Origin of the sequence: Bradyrhizobium sp. ISRA436, from assembly GCF_029910015.1 — a bacterium.
Classification (GTDB): Bacteria; Pseudomonadota; Alphaproteobacteria; order Rhizobiales; family Xanthobacteraceae; genus Bradyrhizobium.
Map to the genome: position 1 here is coordinate 2,934,059 of NZ_CP094519.1, position 14,413 is coordinate 2,948,471.

Sequence of the window (14,413 nt, forward strand, 5' to 3'; positions counted from 1 at the left end):
TAACGAATAAGCCGGCTTTGACCACTTTCACGTCAGGAGAGATTGCATGTTCCTCAGGTCGCGTTGGAAGCATCACACGATAGCGGCTGCGCTGTCGGTGCTTGCGCTGTCGTTTGTGCCGAAGGCGATGGCCGCGGAGAAGACCATCACCGCAGTGATGCATTCGGATTTGCGCATCATCGATCCGATCCTGACCACGGCCTATATTACGCGTGACCACGGCTACATGATCTATGACACGCTGCTGGCGACGGATTCCAACTTCAAGATCCAGCCGCAGATGGCGGACTGGAAAGTGTCCGACGACAAGCTCACCTACACCTTCACGCTGCGCGACGGCCTGAAGTGGCACGATGGAACGCCGGTGACCGCCGAGGACTGCGTCGCCTCGCTGAAGCGCTGGGCCAAGGTCGACGGCATGGGCCAGAAGCTGATGGACTTCACGGCCAGCCTCGAGGCCACTGATGCCAAGACGATCACGCTGAAGCTGAAAGAGCCGTACGGCTTGGTCCTGGAGTCGATCGGCAAGCCGTCGTCGCGCGTTGCCTTCATGATGCCGAAGCGGCTTGCCGAAACGCCGCCGGACAAGCCGATTCCGGAGCAGATCGGCTCAGGTCCCTTCAAGTTTGTCCAGTCTGAATTCCAGCCGGGCGTGAAGGCGGTGTATGTCAAGAACAAGGATTATGTGCCGCGCAAGGAGCCGGCGAGTTGGACCGCGGGCGGCAAGGTCGTGAAGGTTGACCGCGTCGAGTGGCTCACGATGGCGGATGCGCAAACCGCGATCAACGCGCTGCAGTCAGGCGACATCGATTTCATGGAAAATCCATCGTTCGATATGTTGCCGGTTCTCGAAAGCAATCCGGATCTCAAGGTCGAGACGCTGAACAAGTTCGGTTTCCAGACCCTCGGTCGGATGAATTTCCTCTATCCGCCCTTCGACAACGTCAAGGTCCGTCGCGCCGCGCTGCTTGCCGTCAACCAGAAGGACGTGCTCGACGCGCTGGTCGGCAATCCCAAATACTACAAGACCTGCGTCGCTTTCTTCATCTGCGACACGCCGTTCGCGACGGATGTCGGTGGTGAGACCTTGCTGAAGGGCGGCAACATCGCCGAGGCCAAGAAGGCGCTCGCCGAGTCCGGCTACGACGGCACGCCGGTCGTGATCATGGCGCCGGGAGACGTCACCACTCTGAAAGCGCAACCGGTCGTTGCCGCCCAGCAATTGCGGGAGGCTGGCTTCAAGGTCGACCTGCAGGCGACCGACTGGCAGACCGTCGTGAGCCGACGCGCCAGCCAGAAGCCTCCGAAGGAGGGCGGCTGGAACATGTTCTTCACCAACTGGGTCAGCGCCGACGTCTCCAATCCGATCACCAACCTCTCGATCGGTGGACAGGGCAAGAATGGCGGCTGGTTCGGCTGGGCCGAAGACGCCAAGATCGAGCAGCTGAAGGATGCCTTCGTTCGTGCGCCTTCGCTCGACGAGCAGAAGAAGATTGCAGCCGAGATCCAGAAGGAGGCCTACGCTCAGGTCATCTACATTCCGCTGGGCCAATACCAGGCGCCCAGCGCGTGGCGGAAGTCACTCACCGGCGTGCTCGACGGACCGGCCACTCCGATCTTCTGGAATATCGACAAGTCGGAGTAGGCGCGGGCGCAAGCCTCACCCAGGACAAATGGCCGGGTTCGTCCCGGCCATTTCTCGTTTTCGCGGGCGGCATGGGCAGCAATTTGCACGGGCCTCGACATCGTTGTTCGGGAGGTGCGTTCCTTTATCGGGAGGCCGCGCGGTCCGCGAGGCTCGTGAGCTCGATCGAGCCCACGCGCGCGTGGTTCAGAGAGATGAACACGCCGCTCGCCAACAGGAGGATGCCGTAGAAGCCGACCACGCCGCGGATCCATCGTCGAAAGACCGCGTGCTCCTCCTGCGTCCCGTCGCGGAATTTCCGTACGCTCAATCCATTGCTGCAATGGGCGGCGTCGTCCCTATGGGTGATTGTCGCAGCGACGTTGTCATGCGCCTGGCTGTCGGGAATCGGATTGGGCTCGGCAATGGCCATGAAACAAATCTCCGATTGAAATCAATTAGGGACGCGAAGCCCGCGAAAAATGCGGTCGGAGTTTCCGGCGGATGAAAGCTACGCCACTCCGTGAGAGTCTCTTGTGAACTGCGCTACACCGTAGGACACGATAAGGTGATGGGTGTGCTATTCATGTCGCTAGCGGTATGCCCAATCGGTTGGCATGCCCCTGTGTTGGGCCCCACGTCGCATCCATGGTTGCTTGTGCGCAAGCCTCGTGTCAGGTATGCGCCGCAACCTAAATGCCCGATTCTGTGCATACCGCGGCCGGTCCATGGTCGAAGACGATATCAAGCCCGCGCCGATCGGCGCACAATGGCCAACCGCCACCCAGGAGCGGCGCGCCGCTCTGCGCCGCCGGATTCTCAAGTCCGGGGCGATCGAGTTCGGCAGCGAAGCGATTCCATGTACGGTCCGCAGCCTCTCGGCAGAGGGGGCCGGCATCGAGGTCAACTCGCCGCTCTGGTTTCCTGACCGCTTCGTCCTTGCCGTCGAGGGCGAGCGACGAGCGTCCCGGATCGTGTGGAAAAAGGGGAAGCGTCTCGGACTCGCATTCGTTTGACGCGCGGCCTGCCATGCCGGTGGTCGCCAAAACCCGACCGCGGTGCTTCGGTGCGACGGCCTTCACCCTGAGCGAAGGTTGGTGCGGGCGGTGGGAGTCGAACCCACACGACGTTGCCATCGAGGGATTTTAAGTCCCTTGCGTCTACCAGTTCCGCCACGTCCGCGTTGCGCCAAGCGCGCCGATTTCTAGCGCGTTTGGCGGCCGAGTGGAATTGTCATTATCCTGTTCGAACAGATGCGGTTTCAATGGCTTAGCGCGTCAGTGCGCAATACCATTTGCGCAATAGCGCATCACGGGATAAGGCAGTGCGCTGCCCCCAAGAAGCCTCAATCCGGACACCGGCGGCTGCTTTAGGCAATCTCAACACTGTCCGACTAAGAAAGCTGCATGTCCGTTCGCTTTTCACGCCGCCGAAGCCTGTCGCGCGCGGCTGTCGTCGCTGCGTTGCTCGCCTTGGCCGCGGGCGAATCCGGCTGCGCGCAGATCGGCGACTCGATGTCCTCGGCTTTTGCCGATCCCGCCAAATACGAACTCTATGATTGCAAACAGCTCGAGGCCGAACGTAAGGGCCTTGCAAACCGTGCCGCGGAGCAGGAAGGGCTGATGGCAAAGGCCCGGACCGGCGTCGGCGGTGCCGTGATATCCGAAATGGCCTACCGCAACGAGCTGATTGCGATCCATGGCCAGCAGAAGTTCGCGGACGAAGCCTGGCGCAAGAACAAGTGCCATGAAACGACGCCGGACGCCCCTGCGGCGACACCGGCCCTCACGCCCACACCCAGCGCGAAGGGGGCGCGACCGCGTTCCGGCCTCCACTAACGCGTTTCCGAGCGCCGTGGACACCGGTCAGCGTGAAGAAAACACGTCAGTTCCAATCAGTGCGAAAGTGCACCAGGCGCGAGCCTACAAGCACCAGTCGTAGATCCAATCCTGCCGTGCCAGCATGCGATGCGGTCCCATCGCGCGGAGGGCAAGGTCGCGCGCGATCGCGGCGGCCCCGCTCAGGTGATAGATCCGGCCCTGTTGCCGGGCCAAGCGCTGCACCTGCAACACACGCGCACGCCGCATCCGCGTATAGCGCGCCAGCGCGGCCGGAATTTCCGATATATTTTCGCCGGTGCTGTCGCTGAGGGCCCTTGCGAGCACGGCAGCGTCCTCAATCGCCATGCCGGCGCCCTGCGCGGCAAATGGCAGCATCGCATGCGCAGCGTCGCCGAGCAGCGCCATCGCGCCTTCGTTCCAGCGGCCGAGATCGGGCAGGGTGAAGAGCGCCCATTTGCGCCAACACCCGACCGCGCCGACCAGCATCCGCGCGGTCGAGGGCCAGCGCGACATGGCGAACGCGCCCTTGATCTCGTCGGTGTCGCCGGGCGCGCTCCAGCCCGGCTGGTTCCAGGCGCCGGCTGTGATTGCGACGACGTTGATCTGTCGTCCGGCCGAAATCGGGTAGGCGACAAGATGCGCGTCAGGCCCCATCCAGAGTTGCACATGCGGCGTGGTGTATTCGCGCGGCAAGGCGCTCGCCTCCAGCGTGCCGCGCCAAGCGATCAAGCCGGAAAACCGCGGCTGAATGTCAGGGAACAGATGCCCGCGCACCGACGACCAGATGCCGTCCGCGCCGATCAGCGCCACAGCCAGTTCCTGTTGCCGTGCATTGCCGCGCCGCTGCACCACCATCAGTCCGTTGGCGTGCTTGCTAACATCATCGAACTGACAGCCGAGGCGGAGATCGATGTCGGGGTGGTCGTTGACTGCAGCCTGGAGCACGGCCTGCAGGTCGGCGCGATGGATCACCCAATAGGGGGCGCCGGCGCGGAACGCAGCGGCTTCGCCGAGCGGCATCCGCGCGATCTCGCCGCCGGCCCGCGCGCTCATGATGTTGACGGATTCAGGCGTCACCGCGCGCGGTGCAAGCCGCTCCTTCAGTCCGAGCTCGACCAGGATTCTGCTGGCGTTGGGTGAGAGCTGGATGCCAGCACCGGCTTGCTCGAGCCGCTCGGCCCGTTCGAGCACCACGACGCGGAAACCTTGCTCTGCCAGCGTCAGCGACGCCGTCAGTCCTCCGATTCCGGCGCCTGCAACGATAACGGTTCGCGTCAGCGCCACGGAGCGGGAGCGGTCAGGCGACCTTGTCCTTCAGCACACATTCCGGAGGGCGTGCCTCACCGGGACCGAGGTCGGGCGCGAAACGATAGAGCGTCGAGCAGTACGGGCAGATGATCTCGTTGTCGTTGCCGAGGTCGAGGAACACGTGCGGATGGTCGAATGGCGGGTTTGCGCCCACGCACATGAATTCCTGCGAGCCGATCTCGATCACCGAGACACCGGCATCGTTATGGAAGTGCGGGACGACGTGGTCGGACATAATCTCACCTTGGGTGGGCAACGGCGGACGAACGCATTCGGCTGCGGCACTGCGAAACGCGGCGCACCATACTGGCGGGAACAATTGATTCCTAGAGCCCCGATCGCTCATCTGCTCATGCAAATTCGACACAATCTTGTCGTCCCAGAGAAGCCCTCCTTTGGTCGGAGCCGTTGTGTCGCAAAAACGGCACACTATTTCCAAGGCGAATTAAACTAGAGGTTTCTTCGCGGAATGAACCGGATGCGTCTCAGCTTCGCGGTGGCTGGCATGGCAGCAAGCGTTGCGCTGGGCGTCGCGATCTGGCCGCATGCCCGCGATGCTGGCGTCGTGCTGGCGGCGCAGGACGATCCCGCAGCGCTCGCCGATGTCAGGCTGAATTCCGTCCTGCGGAGCAATCCTGCATTGCTCTCCGAGAATATCGAGGCGGCGCTCGCCTCTGACGATGCCGATCTCGCGGCGAGCTTCGTCGCGGTCGCGCGCGAGAAGAAAATCGTGCTCAGTGACGATCTCGCAAAGCGCGTCGACGATGCGGTCGCCGAACAAAATTCCACCACGCATTTTGCCAAAGGGTTCGCCGCCGGCCTCGTGACCGGCAATGCCGACGATGTCGCAAGCCTGTCCGGCACGGTCGCGGGCGATCTCTTCGTGTTCGGCGATGTCAGGGACGTCGTGCGCGAGGGCAAGCACCTGGCGATGGGTGAGGATACCGACCGTCTGGTGCTCGGGCTCGCAGCGGCCGGGCTCGCGGTTACCGCGGCGACCTATATTTCGGTCGGCGGCGTCGGGCCGCTGCGCGCCGGACTGACGCTGGTCAAGGATACGCGCAAGGCGGGGCGGCTGAGCGAAGGGTTGGTCGAATGGGCTGGCCGTTCGACGCGGGACGTTGTCGACACGCCGGCGTTGCGAGAGGCGGTCGCATCCGGTTCGGTATTTCGGCCGGCGGAAACCGCGAGCGCGATCCGCGCCGCCTTCCGTGCCGACAAGGCCGGTGCGCTTGTTCGCGCCGCCAAGGACGTCGGGCGCATCGGCGAAGCGGCCGGTGTTCGCGCCGCGCGCGACACTCTGAAGGTCGCGGAGAGCCCGAAGGATCTTACGCGCGCCGCCCGGCTTGCGGAAGCGAAGGGCGGTCAGACCCGTGCGATCCTGAAACTGCTCGGCCGCGGCGCGCTGCTGCTCGTGGCCGGGACATTCAATCTGACGATGTGGCTGTTCGGCGCGCTGCTCACGCTGTTCGGCTTCCTGTCGTCGATCAAGGCGACCGCCGAGCGGGCCACAGCATCGTGGCTCAGGCGGAGCAAGGCGCGCCGCCTGCAGCGGCAGATGGCGGCCCAGGTTGCGCTGGCGGGTCCTGCCGCCCAGGGCTAAGCTTGCGATCGCCTGTCGATCGCCAAATCCCAATCCCCCCAAAAGCAACGGAATGGATGATGCCGAGTTTTCATCACGGCGATGTTGAAATTGCCTATCTCGACGAAGGCGAGGGTGAGCCGATCGTGCTCGTGCACGGCTTTGCGTCGAGCAAGAACGTCAACTGGATCTATCCGACCTGGGTGTCCGACCTGGTCAAGGCCGGCCGACGCGTCATCGCGCTCGACAATCGCGGCCACGGCGAGTCCGCCAAGCTCTACGATCCCGCGCAGTACGAGATCGCGATCATGGCGAGCGACGTGATCGCGCTGATGGATCATCTCGAGATCGCGCGCGCCGACGTCATGGGCTATTCGCTGGGCTCGCGGATGACCGCGATCCTGGCGCGGGAGAATCCCGACCGGCTGCGCTCGGCGATCCTGGGCGGCATCGGCATCGGACTGATCGAGGGTGGTGGCCCCGGCGAGAATGTCGCGCTCGCGCTGGAAGCGCCGTCGTTCGACGATGTCGCCGATCCGGTCGGCCGCACCTTCCGCGCCTTTGCCGACCAGACCCGCTCCGACCGCCGCGCGCTCGCGGCCTGCCTGCGCGGTTCGCGCCGTCTGATGACGAGAGCGGAGGCTGCTGGCATTCGCGTGCCGGTGCTGATTGCGGTCGGCAGCAAGGACGAGATCGCGGGCTCGGCGGTGGCGCTCGGCAGGATCATTCCGGGCGCGGAGGTGCTCGACATCCCGAACCGCGATCACATGCGGGCCGTCGGCGACAAGGTCTACAAGACCGGCGTCGCCGACTTCCTGTCACGGCGAGCCTAGCTCATCGGCGTCACGTTGGCCGAACATGCGCGTAGCCGCGATCAACACCACGAAGGTTGCGATCCAGACCAGGCGCGCGCCGTAGCGGTCGTGCGGACCGGATATCACGCCGCAGATGACGGCGTTGCCGAGCAAGGCGAGCGTGACCGTGCCCGCGAGTAAAGTGAGGTCGTCACGCCGTCGCCGCCACAGGCCGTAGGCGAACAGGAGCGCGACGATGAGCATCGAGCCCAGTGCGACCGGCACGTGGACGCGGTTCATTGCAGTGAAATCGAGTCGCCAGCGCTGCTGGCGCGCCGCGCGCATCTTTGCGACTTGCGACGGAATATAACGCTCGATGATGCCGTAGGTGTGGGGAATCCAGCCGTTGGTGCCTTCGCCGGTCGCCACATGCACAAGCTGGTCCGCGGTCGCGGCCAGCGCCGCCTTGGCCTGCCATGCCGGGTATTCGGCGAGCGACCGCACCACGATGTGGCCCATCTCGTCATTCAGGCCCTGGAAGCGGCCGAGCTTGTCGAACATGCTGTGGCCCCACAGGAAGTCGTCGGCGGTCGGCGGCAGCTCGTTGCGATAGGGACAGAGCTTGAGGTTCTCCGTCGCGCAATGGTCCCGCAGATATTGCGTGACGATGCCGTCTTGCAGCATGCGGCCGAACGCGACGCCGTAGCCGCCGGGCGTCCAGGCGAGTTGGCCGGAAAGGGCGAAATTCGCCGCCAGCAACATGATGGCGCCGGCAACGATGGTCAGGCTGCCTTGCAGCAGGCCGGTGGCCGGGATGCGTTTGCCGAGGAACGGGCGTGCAACCCAGCCGACGCAACACAGGCCGAGCAGGACCGCGAGCGTCGCGCTGTGGGTCGCGCCCGAGAATGCGATGAACGCGAACAGCGCGCACTTTTCCAGCGTCCCGATCTTCCCGCCATGCAGGACGAAGACGAACAGCGCGAGCACCGACAGGCCGGCGAAGATGTCGGTCAGCAGCATGCTGGCCAGCCAGGGCAGGGCAGTGGTCAGGATCAGCACGAGGCCGATCGGGACCAGCCGGACCATCCGGGCGAGGCCGAACACCCGCAGCGTCAAGTGCAGGATCCATAGCGTCGCCAGCGCCTGGACGCCGAGGTTGAGCCAGAAGCTCGATGCTTCGCCGAGATGCAGGTAGATGCCGAACACCGTGGACCGGCTCGGCACCAGATATCCCTCGTACCAGCGGGCCAGATAGCCGCCCGTATCCCATTGGAGCAGCGGATAGCCGTTCCAGAAGGCGGGCGCGAGCAGCAATAGGGGAATGGCGATGGTGGCGACCCAGACCGACCATGCATCGGTAAGGCGCGCGCGTAAAACCTGCGTATTGATCGTATTGATGATGTATCCCCCCGTCTTGGGGCCGACCATGCCCAAAACTCCGTTAGGGAAGAAATCCGCCAATAGTTGCAGAAGCACGGCTTGATTTCGGCAAAATCCCGACCACTTCCCCTAGACGGCCGCTCGGGGGCGTTTGGCCGGGGCTACCCTACCCAACCGCCCGGGGACGCGCCTGTTCCATCGTGCTATAACGCGCAACCGAACAACCGTATTGCGAGAGCAGTCCATGGCAGTTCATCAGGTCAATCCGCAGGGTGGGAAGCTGGCGGCGCTCGATCCGATCTGGGATCGCGTCCGCGGCGAAGCGGAGGACATCGTCCGGCGCGAGCCTGAGCTTGCGTCCTTCATCTATGCGACCGTATTGCATCATGACCGCCTCGAAGATTCGGTGGTGCACCGCCTGGCCGAGCGGCTCGATCATGCTGCGCTGTCCGGCGACTTGATCCGCCAGAGCTATGACGAGGCGCTGCGCGACGCGCCGGATATCGGCAACGCCTTCCGTGCCGACCTTGTCGCCGTCTACGATCGCGATCCCGCGACCTCGCGCTTTATCGATCCCTTGCTCTACTTCAAAGGTTTTCATGCGCTGCAGACCCATCGGCTCGCGCACTGGCTCTATCAGAAGGGCCGCAAGGATTTCGCCTATTACCTGCAGAGCCGGTCTTCGGCGGTGTTCCAGACCGACATCAACCCGGCCGCACGGATCGGCCGCGGCATCTTCCTCGATCACGCCACCGGCTTCGTCTGCGGCGAGACGGCGGTGATCGATGACGACGTCTCGATCCTGCACGGCGTGACGCTCGGCGGGACCGGCAAGGAAAACGAGGATCGCCACCCGAAGATTCGCCATGGCGTCTTGATCGGCGCCGGCGCCAAGATCCTCGGCAATATCGAGATCGGCCATTGCGCGCGGATCGCTGCGGGCTCGGTCGTGGTCAAGCCGGTGCCGCACAATGTCACTGTCGCCGGTGTGCCGGCAAAAATCGTCGGCGAGGCCGGCTGTGCCGAGCCGTCGCGCACGATGGACCAGATGCTCAGCGCGACCGGGCTTTGATTTCGTTCGCTTTCTGACGGCGACGCGCAAGGCATTTTTCGAGCGAAGTGGACACCGGCTTGCGTGAAGAAAGCGCGTCAAAACAAGAATCTAGAGGTTCGGTTCTGATTCATCAGAAGCGAACCGCTCGCACCAATATCGCGTTGTCGGAGCTTGAAAAGGCTCTGGCGATCTCTGTCGTCTCGTCCTAAAACTCCCCGGAAAATCATCGACCCGATTGGAGACGGCTGTGGACGTTCAGGAAGTCAGGAAGCTCGACGCGTATCTCAAACGCGTGTTCGGCAATCCCAAGATCCGCGTGGTGCCGCGGCCGAAGAAGGATGACTCGGCCGAGGTCTATGTCGGCGAGGAATTCATCGGCGTGCTGTTCGTCGATGACGAGGACGATGATCGTTCGTTCCAGTTCCAGATGGCGATTCTGGAAGAGGATCTGAGCGAGTAGGGTTTGCTCGGCTCAAAGACGCAAGCTGGGCAAAGGTGCGTTTGCGCCGTGCCCACTGTCGGGACGACCGACGCGAATGGTGGGGACGCCTCGCTCTGTCCACCCCACCAATCCTGCAATGACGACGGGCTATCCCTTCGCGCTGTGCATCTGCGCGGAGAGGCGATCCATTGCGGTTGCGATATCGCGCCATTGCGCAAGCCAGCTGCGCGGAAAGCGGAACGTCAGGTCGGCGCCCTCGATACGCCGCTCGCTCAGGCACATGCCGGGCGTTGAGGAGTCACGCGAGCAGCGCGCGGTCAGCGCGGGTTCTCTCGCGGTGACCAGGTCCTCGCCGCCATACGGCGAGCCATCGCGAAACGCGCGCGTGGTCAGGCCGTCGTTGGTCGTTGCCGCGTCTTCCAGATAGCGCGGGTAGATCGTGCGTAGGCGCATGTCGGGCGCAAGCGAGTCGTGGTGCGCGGCGATCGACACGAAGATCCGGTCGATCGGCTGCACCTTGTCCTCGATCGTGTCGGCGCTGTAGTGCTTCGGCGCGACCGGCGCCCCCAGCGAGGGATAGAGGAAGCCGAGGTCGACCCGCTCCTGCGGTCCGGAATGGCGCTGGATCTTCATGCGCACCGCCAAGGTCGGCACGTTGAACAGGGTGCCGCCGACGCTGACCGGCAATCGCGAAGGGTCGCTCGGCGGCACGGTGGTGTAGGTCGGCCACAACAGATAGGCGACAAGCGCGATCGCCGATGCGGCGATGACAGCGGAAAGGACGATCGGAAGCAGATGTGCGCGCGGATTGCGCCGCGTATCGCGGGCGAGATGTTGGGCGGTCGAAAGGAACGTCATGAGCGAGGCATTGGATCAGGTCGGAGGGCCGAATCACTTGCCGAATATGCCACGCGGCGGCGGCGGATTCTCGTATGATTCCAAGGGAATCCGTACCAGGAATGCCGTGCGCGGGGGCTCTCGCGCCTGCCCCATTAACCCTTTCTTAAGGATGATGTGGCGGCGGGCCGGTAATTTTGCGAAGCAGGGCGACGGTCTGTTGCGTAGCGGAAGTTCCGATGTCGCCCGATGCTCTGAATTCTCTGTTCTCGCTTTGCATTGGTTTTGCCCTCGCGGGTGCGTTGGCCAACGGTTACCAGGTGATGGCGGCGCGCCCGGCCGGGTTTGGCCTGCTCCAGAATGGGGTGGCGACGAAGGCCTTCGCGGCGGTGCCGTTTCTCGTCTTCGCGGCGCCCTTCATCATCATGCGCAACACGCTGCGCGGAGCGCGTATCGAGCGCCGCCGCTTCGAATTCGTGATGATGGCAACGATCATCGCCGGCTTCTGGAGCCTGATGTCCGGCACCTTCTTCCTGATGACGCTGCGCGCGGCCGGTCTGCTGGCCTGATCCGGTTGTGATCCGTTCCGGATAATGATCCCGCTCGCTTGAAACCACGCGCGCTGCCGTGCCAAGGTCGCCCAGACCTGAGCTTTGGTTCTGATTCAATCAGAACCAAAGCTCTGGATTCTCATTTCGACGCGTTTTCTTCACGCGAACCGGTGTCCACTTCGCTCGAAAACGCTCCAAGGAGACTTTCATGGCGATCTACGAGCTCGACGGGCAGGCGCCCGATCTTCCCGCTGACGGCAACTACTTCATCGCCGATACCGCCGCTGTGATCGGCAAGGTGCGGCTGAAGCCTTCGGCGAGCGTCTGGTTCGGTGCCGTGCTGCGCGGCGACAATGAGTGGATCGAGATCGGCGAGGGCTCCAATGTCCAGGACAATTCTACTCTCCACGTCGATCCCGGCTTTCCGCTGACCATCGGCAAGGACGTGACCATCGGCCACAATGCGATCGTTCACGGTTGCACGCTCGAAGACGGCGTGCTGATCGGGATGGGATCGATCGTGATGAACGGGGCGCGGATCAGGCGCGGCAGCGTCGTCGGCGCCGGCGCCGTCATCACCGAGGGCAAGGAATTTCCGGAATATTCGCTGATCATCGGCGCGCCTGCGCGCGCGATCCGCACGCTCGACGCCGCCCAGATCGAGGCGTTGTCCAGACCCGCCAAGTCCTACGCCATCAGGGGGCCGCAGTACAAAGCAGGGCTGAAGAAGATCGGTTGAGGCGATATCAGCTCTTCCGGCCTCGCTTGCTTGTGTTCTTCAACCGGGCCGAGCTCTGCTTCGAGGCGTCCTGCAGCCGCGCGCTCTTGCGCAGCGCGTCCTTCAGGTCGATCGGAATACCGTGCTTCTTGAGCAGGTCGGCGAAGGCTTCGTCGGCGAGCTCCTGAAGGGTCGCCATCCGGTCGCGACCAAGCTGCTTCAGCTTGTCGAAAGTGTCGTCGTCGAACTCGATTAGCTTGCGCAAAACAGCATCGCTCCAATGCCTGTCGGAACCGCCACCTTGCGGAATCGTTGACCTCCGCAAGGAGAATTTCCATGCGCAAATTATCCGTCACCGCCGCACTCGCGCCAATCGCGATTCTGCTGGCGTCTCCGGCGGCCCTTGCTCAGGGACAGAGCGCCGGACAAGGCACTGGCAAGCCATCCTCGCCGCAACTCAGCCCACCGCCGCCGGCCGGCAGCAATAGCGTCGGCACCGCCCAATCCTCGGGAGGCAAGCCCAACACCGGCGAGGGCGTCACGACTGGTTCGGCAAACGCTCAGAGCATCGACCAGGCCATCGCCAACGAGAACCGATCGATCGACCGTCGGCTGAAGGGCATCTGCCGCGGCTGTTAGGCATTAACGATTTCGCGGCCGCTGCTTTGGATGGCAGGTCCGGCCCGTGCAGGTTTGCAACTGAGCAGCGCAGGGCACAGCTAAGCGCTGTGCCGGCTGTTTTGGAATGGTTGTCACGGCCTCGGTATCGCCATGCCGAGGCCGTGTTGCCGCCCGCTGCGCCTTCATCTCGGGCGTAAGCCGCATCGGGCTGTTCGGTCGGAGCGGGTTCGGCGGATCAACTGGCGGACCACATAAGGTGACACCCGTGGCGCGGGCGAAGAACCCTTCCACGGTGAGCCCGCCCGTGAACATAGTTCCGCCTCGTAGCCAGCGCTAAAACGATGCCGCCGGCAGCGTGGGGTGAGCGAAATGAAAAAGGCTGATGTAACGTGCCGACATTGTGGGGCCGGTTTCCGCCGGCTCGAACTGTCGTCCGAATCCGGTACCCGGGGCGAGTATCACTGCCCGGCCTGCGATACGATGTTGGAGCGCTTTGACGGTGACAGGCTGGTTGCCTATCGTCTGACAGTCCAGCCTTCAATTCGAGGGCTCAAGGACTAGCGGGGTCACCCTGCCGCACTGATCGAGCGACCGCCGTCTTGGCCGCGCTGGAGGCACCTCGCAGGCCGAGCGAGTGACAATCTCGCTAAACCTGCATTGCAGTTTGGTGACAGCGAGACTGTTGGCTCCGACATTCACGCGCGCCGCGGCGAGCGGCCAAAAGAACAGGCGGGAGGTCGTAACCGGCAGCTTCTCGGAGCGATAGCCCCTGCGATGACCCGCTCAAAAAAACAAGGCCGTCGACGCAGTATACCGTCAACGACCTTGCCAGCCCCGGATATTGAAATCGGCTCACGCCATCCGGTGATTGCAGGATGGCCCGGATTCGAGGCGCGACATGTGAACCAGTTCACAAAGTCAGGATTAATTCACGCTACCGGGCGCTTGGGACGGGGCCCCGGGCGGTCAAAACGGCGCGAATTGCAACTTTCACGGGGGGCGGCATTTTTCGGGAGCCAGCCCCGCCGTCGCGCTGGTCGAGGGGCCGTTGAGCACGATCAGCCCGAGTTGGCCGCCGGATCCGAGTGATCAGCTACGCGACCTGCCGCGCTTGCGGTGCGCGGTCCGTGGGCGCTTGCGCGGCGACTGATCGGCTGCGGCCGGTTCATTGGCCTGCGAGCTGGCGAAGGATTGGCGCAGGTTCTCGACCGCTTCGGTCAGCGCCGTCACCTGGTCGGAGAGCTTCTTGGCGTCAGCCTGCTGCGCGGCGATCTGCCGGCGCATGGTCTGCATCTGGTCCTGCATCACCTGCAACTGGTCGATCGATTCCTGCTGGGTCGCCTCAAGCCCCTTCGTCTTTTCCTCCAGGGCCGCGGAGACCTGCGCGGCGTGTGCCTGCAATTGGCGGACGGTCACCGCGCGATCCGACTCGGGCGCGTTGCCGAAGGCGCGCCACAGCCCGATCGAGCCGATCCCGAACAGCACGAGGACGAGCGCCACCGCGGCGATCGCGATCGGCTGGACGCCGATGCCGCTGCGCGGCTGCGAATCCTCTGGGGCTAGATCGATCATGCGACCAGACCGGACATCAATTGAGAGGTTCCGCATAGCACAACCGGGGCAGGGCTAAAACTGCGGATTCGGGTGGGGTTAAGTGCCGC

General features: G+C 63.8%; 17 protein-coding genes and 1 tRNA gene. 10 read left to right on the forward strand and 8 right to left on the reverse strand.

The genetic code is table 11. The features are described 5' to 3' along the window. Positions 1-46 precede the first annotated feature (46 nt). The gene (locus MTX23_RS13755; protein WP_280977206.1) at positions 47-1,645 is read left to right on the forward strand and encodes an ABC transporter substrate-binding protein; all 1,599 of its coding nucleotides are present in this window, start codon (positions 47-49) and stop codon (positions 1,643-1,645) included. Positions 1,646-1,769: 124 nt separating this feature from the next. Here MTX23_RS13755 and MTX23_RS13760 read toward each other — a convergent pair whose 3' ends face one another. Beyond that, complete coding sequence (locus tag MTX23_RS13760) at positions 1,770-2,057, reverse strand: hypothetical protein (RefSeq protein WP_280977207.1); 288 nt, start codon at positions 2,055-2,057, stop codon at positions 1,770-1,772. A gap of 295 nt (positions 2,058-2,352) precedes the next feature. On the opposite strand from MTX23_RS13760, the gene MTX23_RS13765 reads away from it, so the two are divergent. Next, positions 2,353-2,640 carry a PilZ domain-containing protein gene (locus MTX23_RS13765; protein WP_280977208.1) on the forward strand — a complete coding sequence of 96 codons (288 nt, stop codon included), beginning with the start codon at positions 2,353-2,355 and terminating at the stop codon, positions 2,638-2,640. A gap of 79 nt (positions 2,641-2,719) precedes the next feature. Here the strand turns inward: MTX23_RS13765 and MTX23_RS13770 are convergent. Next, a tRNA-Leu gene (locus MTX23_RS13770) sits at positions 2,720-2,806 on the reverse strand. A 224-nt stretch (positions 2,807-3,030) separates the two neighbouring features. Here MTX23_RS13770 and MTX23_RS13775 point away from each other — a divergent pair. Further along, the gene (locus MTX23_RS13775; protein WP_280977209.1) at positions 3,031-3,462 is read left to right on the forward strand and encodes a twin-arginine translocation pathway signal; all 432 of its coding nucleotides are present in this window, start codon (positions 3,031-3,033) and stop codon (positions 3,460-3,462) included. Between the two features lie 84 nt (positions 3,463-3,546). Here the strand turns inward: MTX23_RS13775 and MTX23_RS13780 are convergent, their stop codons facing one another. Both MTX23_RS13780 and MTX23_RS13785 read right to left on the reverse strand, forming a co-directional pair. Next, positions 3,547-4,749, reverse strand: coding sequence for an FAD-dependent monooxygenase (locus MTX23_RS13780; protein ID WP_280977210.1), 1,203 nt, complete (start codon positions 4,747-4,749; stop codon positions 3,547-3,549). A 13-nt stretch (positions 4,750-4,762) separates the two neighbouring features. Then, the gene (locus tag MTX23_RS13785; protein ID WP_280977211.1) at positions 4,763-5,008 is read right to left on the reverse strand and encodes a zinc-finger domain-containing protein; all 246 of its coding nucleotides are present in this window, start codon (positions 5,006-5,008) and stop codon (positions 4,763-4,765) included. A gap of 234 nt (positions 5,009-5,242) precedes the next feature. Between MTX23_RS13785 and MTX23_RS13790 the strand changes: the two genes are divergently transcribed. Together MTX23_RS13790 and MTX23_RS13795 are read left to right on the forward strand one after the other, a co-directional pair. Further along, complete coding sequence (locus MTX23_RS13790) at positions 5,243-6,376, forward strand: hypothetical protein (RefSeq protein ID WP_280977212.1); 1,134 nt, start codon at positions 5,243-5,245, stop codon at positions 6,374-6,376. Between the two features lie 59 nt (positions 6,377-6,435). After that, complete coding sequence (locus tag MTX23_RS13795; protein ID WP_280977213.1) at positions 6,436-7,188, forward strand: alpha/beta fold hydrolase; 753 nt, start codon at positions 6,436-6,438, stop codon at positions 7,186-7,188. Here the strand turns inward: MTX23_RS13795 and MTX23_RS13800 are convergent. After that, positions 7,174-8,577, reverse strand: coding sequence for a hypothetical protein (locus MTX23_RS13800; protein ID WP_280977214.1), 1,404 nt, complete (start codon positions 8,575-8,577; stop codon positions 7,174-7,176). The two genes, MTX23_RS13795 and MTX23_RS13800, sit on opposite strands and share 15 nt — an antisense overlap. Positions 8,578-8,773: 196 nt before the next feature. Here MTX23_RS13800 and cysE point away from each other — a divergent pair, with 196 nt between their 5' ends. Both cysE and MTX23_RS13810 read left to right on the forward strand, forming a co-directional pair. Beyond that, positions 8,774-9,601, forward strand: a complete 828-nt coding sequence (gene cysE, locus MTX23_RS13805) for a serine O-acetyltransferase (RefSeq protein WP_280977215.1) — start codon at positions 8,774-8,776, stop codon at positions 9,599-9,601. Between the two features lie 229 nt (positions 9,602-9,830). Then, positions 9,831-10,043 (forward strand): DUF3126 family protein, encoded by a 213-nt coding sequence (locus MTX23_RS13810; protein WP_066511091.1) that lies wholly within the window; start codon positions 9,831-9,833, stop codon positions 10,041-10,043. 129 nt (positions 10,044-10,172) lie between these two features. Here the strand turns inward: MTX23_RS13810 and MTX23_RS13815 are convergent, their stop codons facing one another. Beyond that, positions 10,173-10,883, reverse strand: coding sequence for a hypothetical protein (locus tag MTX23_RS13815; RefSeq protein WP_280977216.1), 711 nt, complete (start codon positions 10,881-10,883; stop codon positions 10,173-10,175). 218 nt (positions 10,884-11,101) lie between these two features. On the opposite strand from MTX23_RS13815, the gene MTX23_RS13820 reads away from it, so the two are divergent. Continuing rightward, entirely contained in the window at positions 11,102-11,431 is a 330-nt protein-coding gene (locus tag MTX23_RS13820; protein ID WP_280977217.1) for a hypothetical protein, read from the forward strand. Between the two features lie 190 nt (positions 11,432-11,621). After that, the gene (locus MTX23_RS13825; RefSeq protein ID WP_280977218.1) at positions 11,622-12,152 is read left to right on the forward strand and encodes a gamma carbonic anhydrase family protein; all 531 of its coding nucleotides are present in this window, start codon (positions 11,622-11,624) and stop codon (positions 12,150-12,152) included. Positions 12,153-12,159: 7 nt separating this feature from the next. Here the strand turns inward: MTX23_RS13825 and MTX23_RS13830 are convergent, their stop codons facing one another. Then, positions 12,160-12,396, reverse strand: coding sequence for a hypothetical protein (locus tag MTX23_RS13830; protein ID WP_280977219.1), 237 nt, complete (start codon positions 12,394-12,396; stop codon positions 12,160-12,162). A 71-nt stretch (positions 12,397-12,467) separates the two neighbouring features. Between MTX23_RS13830 and MTX23_RS13835 the strand changes: the two genes are divergently transcribed. Then, on the forward strand, positions 12,468-12,770 hold the full coding sequence (locus tag MTX23_RS13835) for a hypothetical protein (RefSeq protein WP_280977220.1): 303 nt from the start codon (positions 12,468-12,470) through the stop codon (positions 12,768-12,770). Between the two features lie 1,071 nt (positions 12,771-13,841). Here MTX23_RS13835 and MTX23_RS13840 read toward each other — a convergent pair. Further along, a complete protein-coding gene (locus MTX23_RS13840; protein WP_280977221.1) occupies positions 13,842-14,324 on the reverse strand; it encodes a hypothetical protein in 483 nt (160 codons plus the stop codon). Positions 14,325-14,413: the final 89 nt, after the last annotated feature.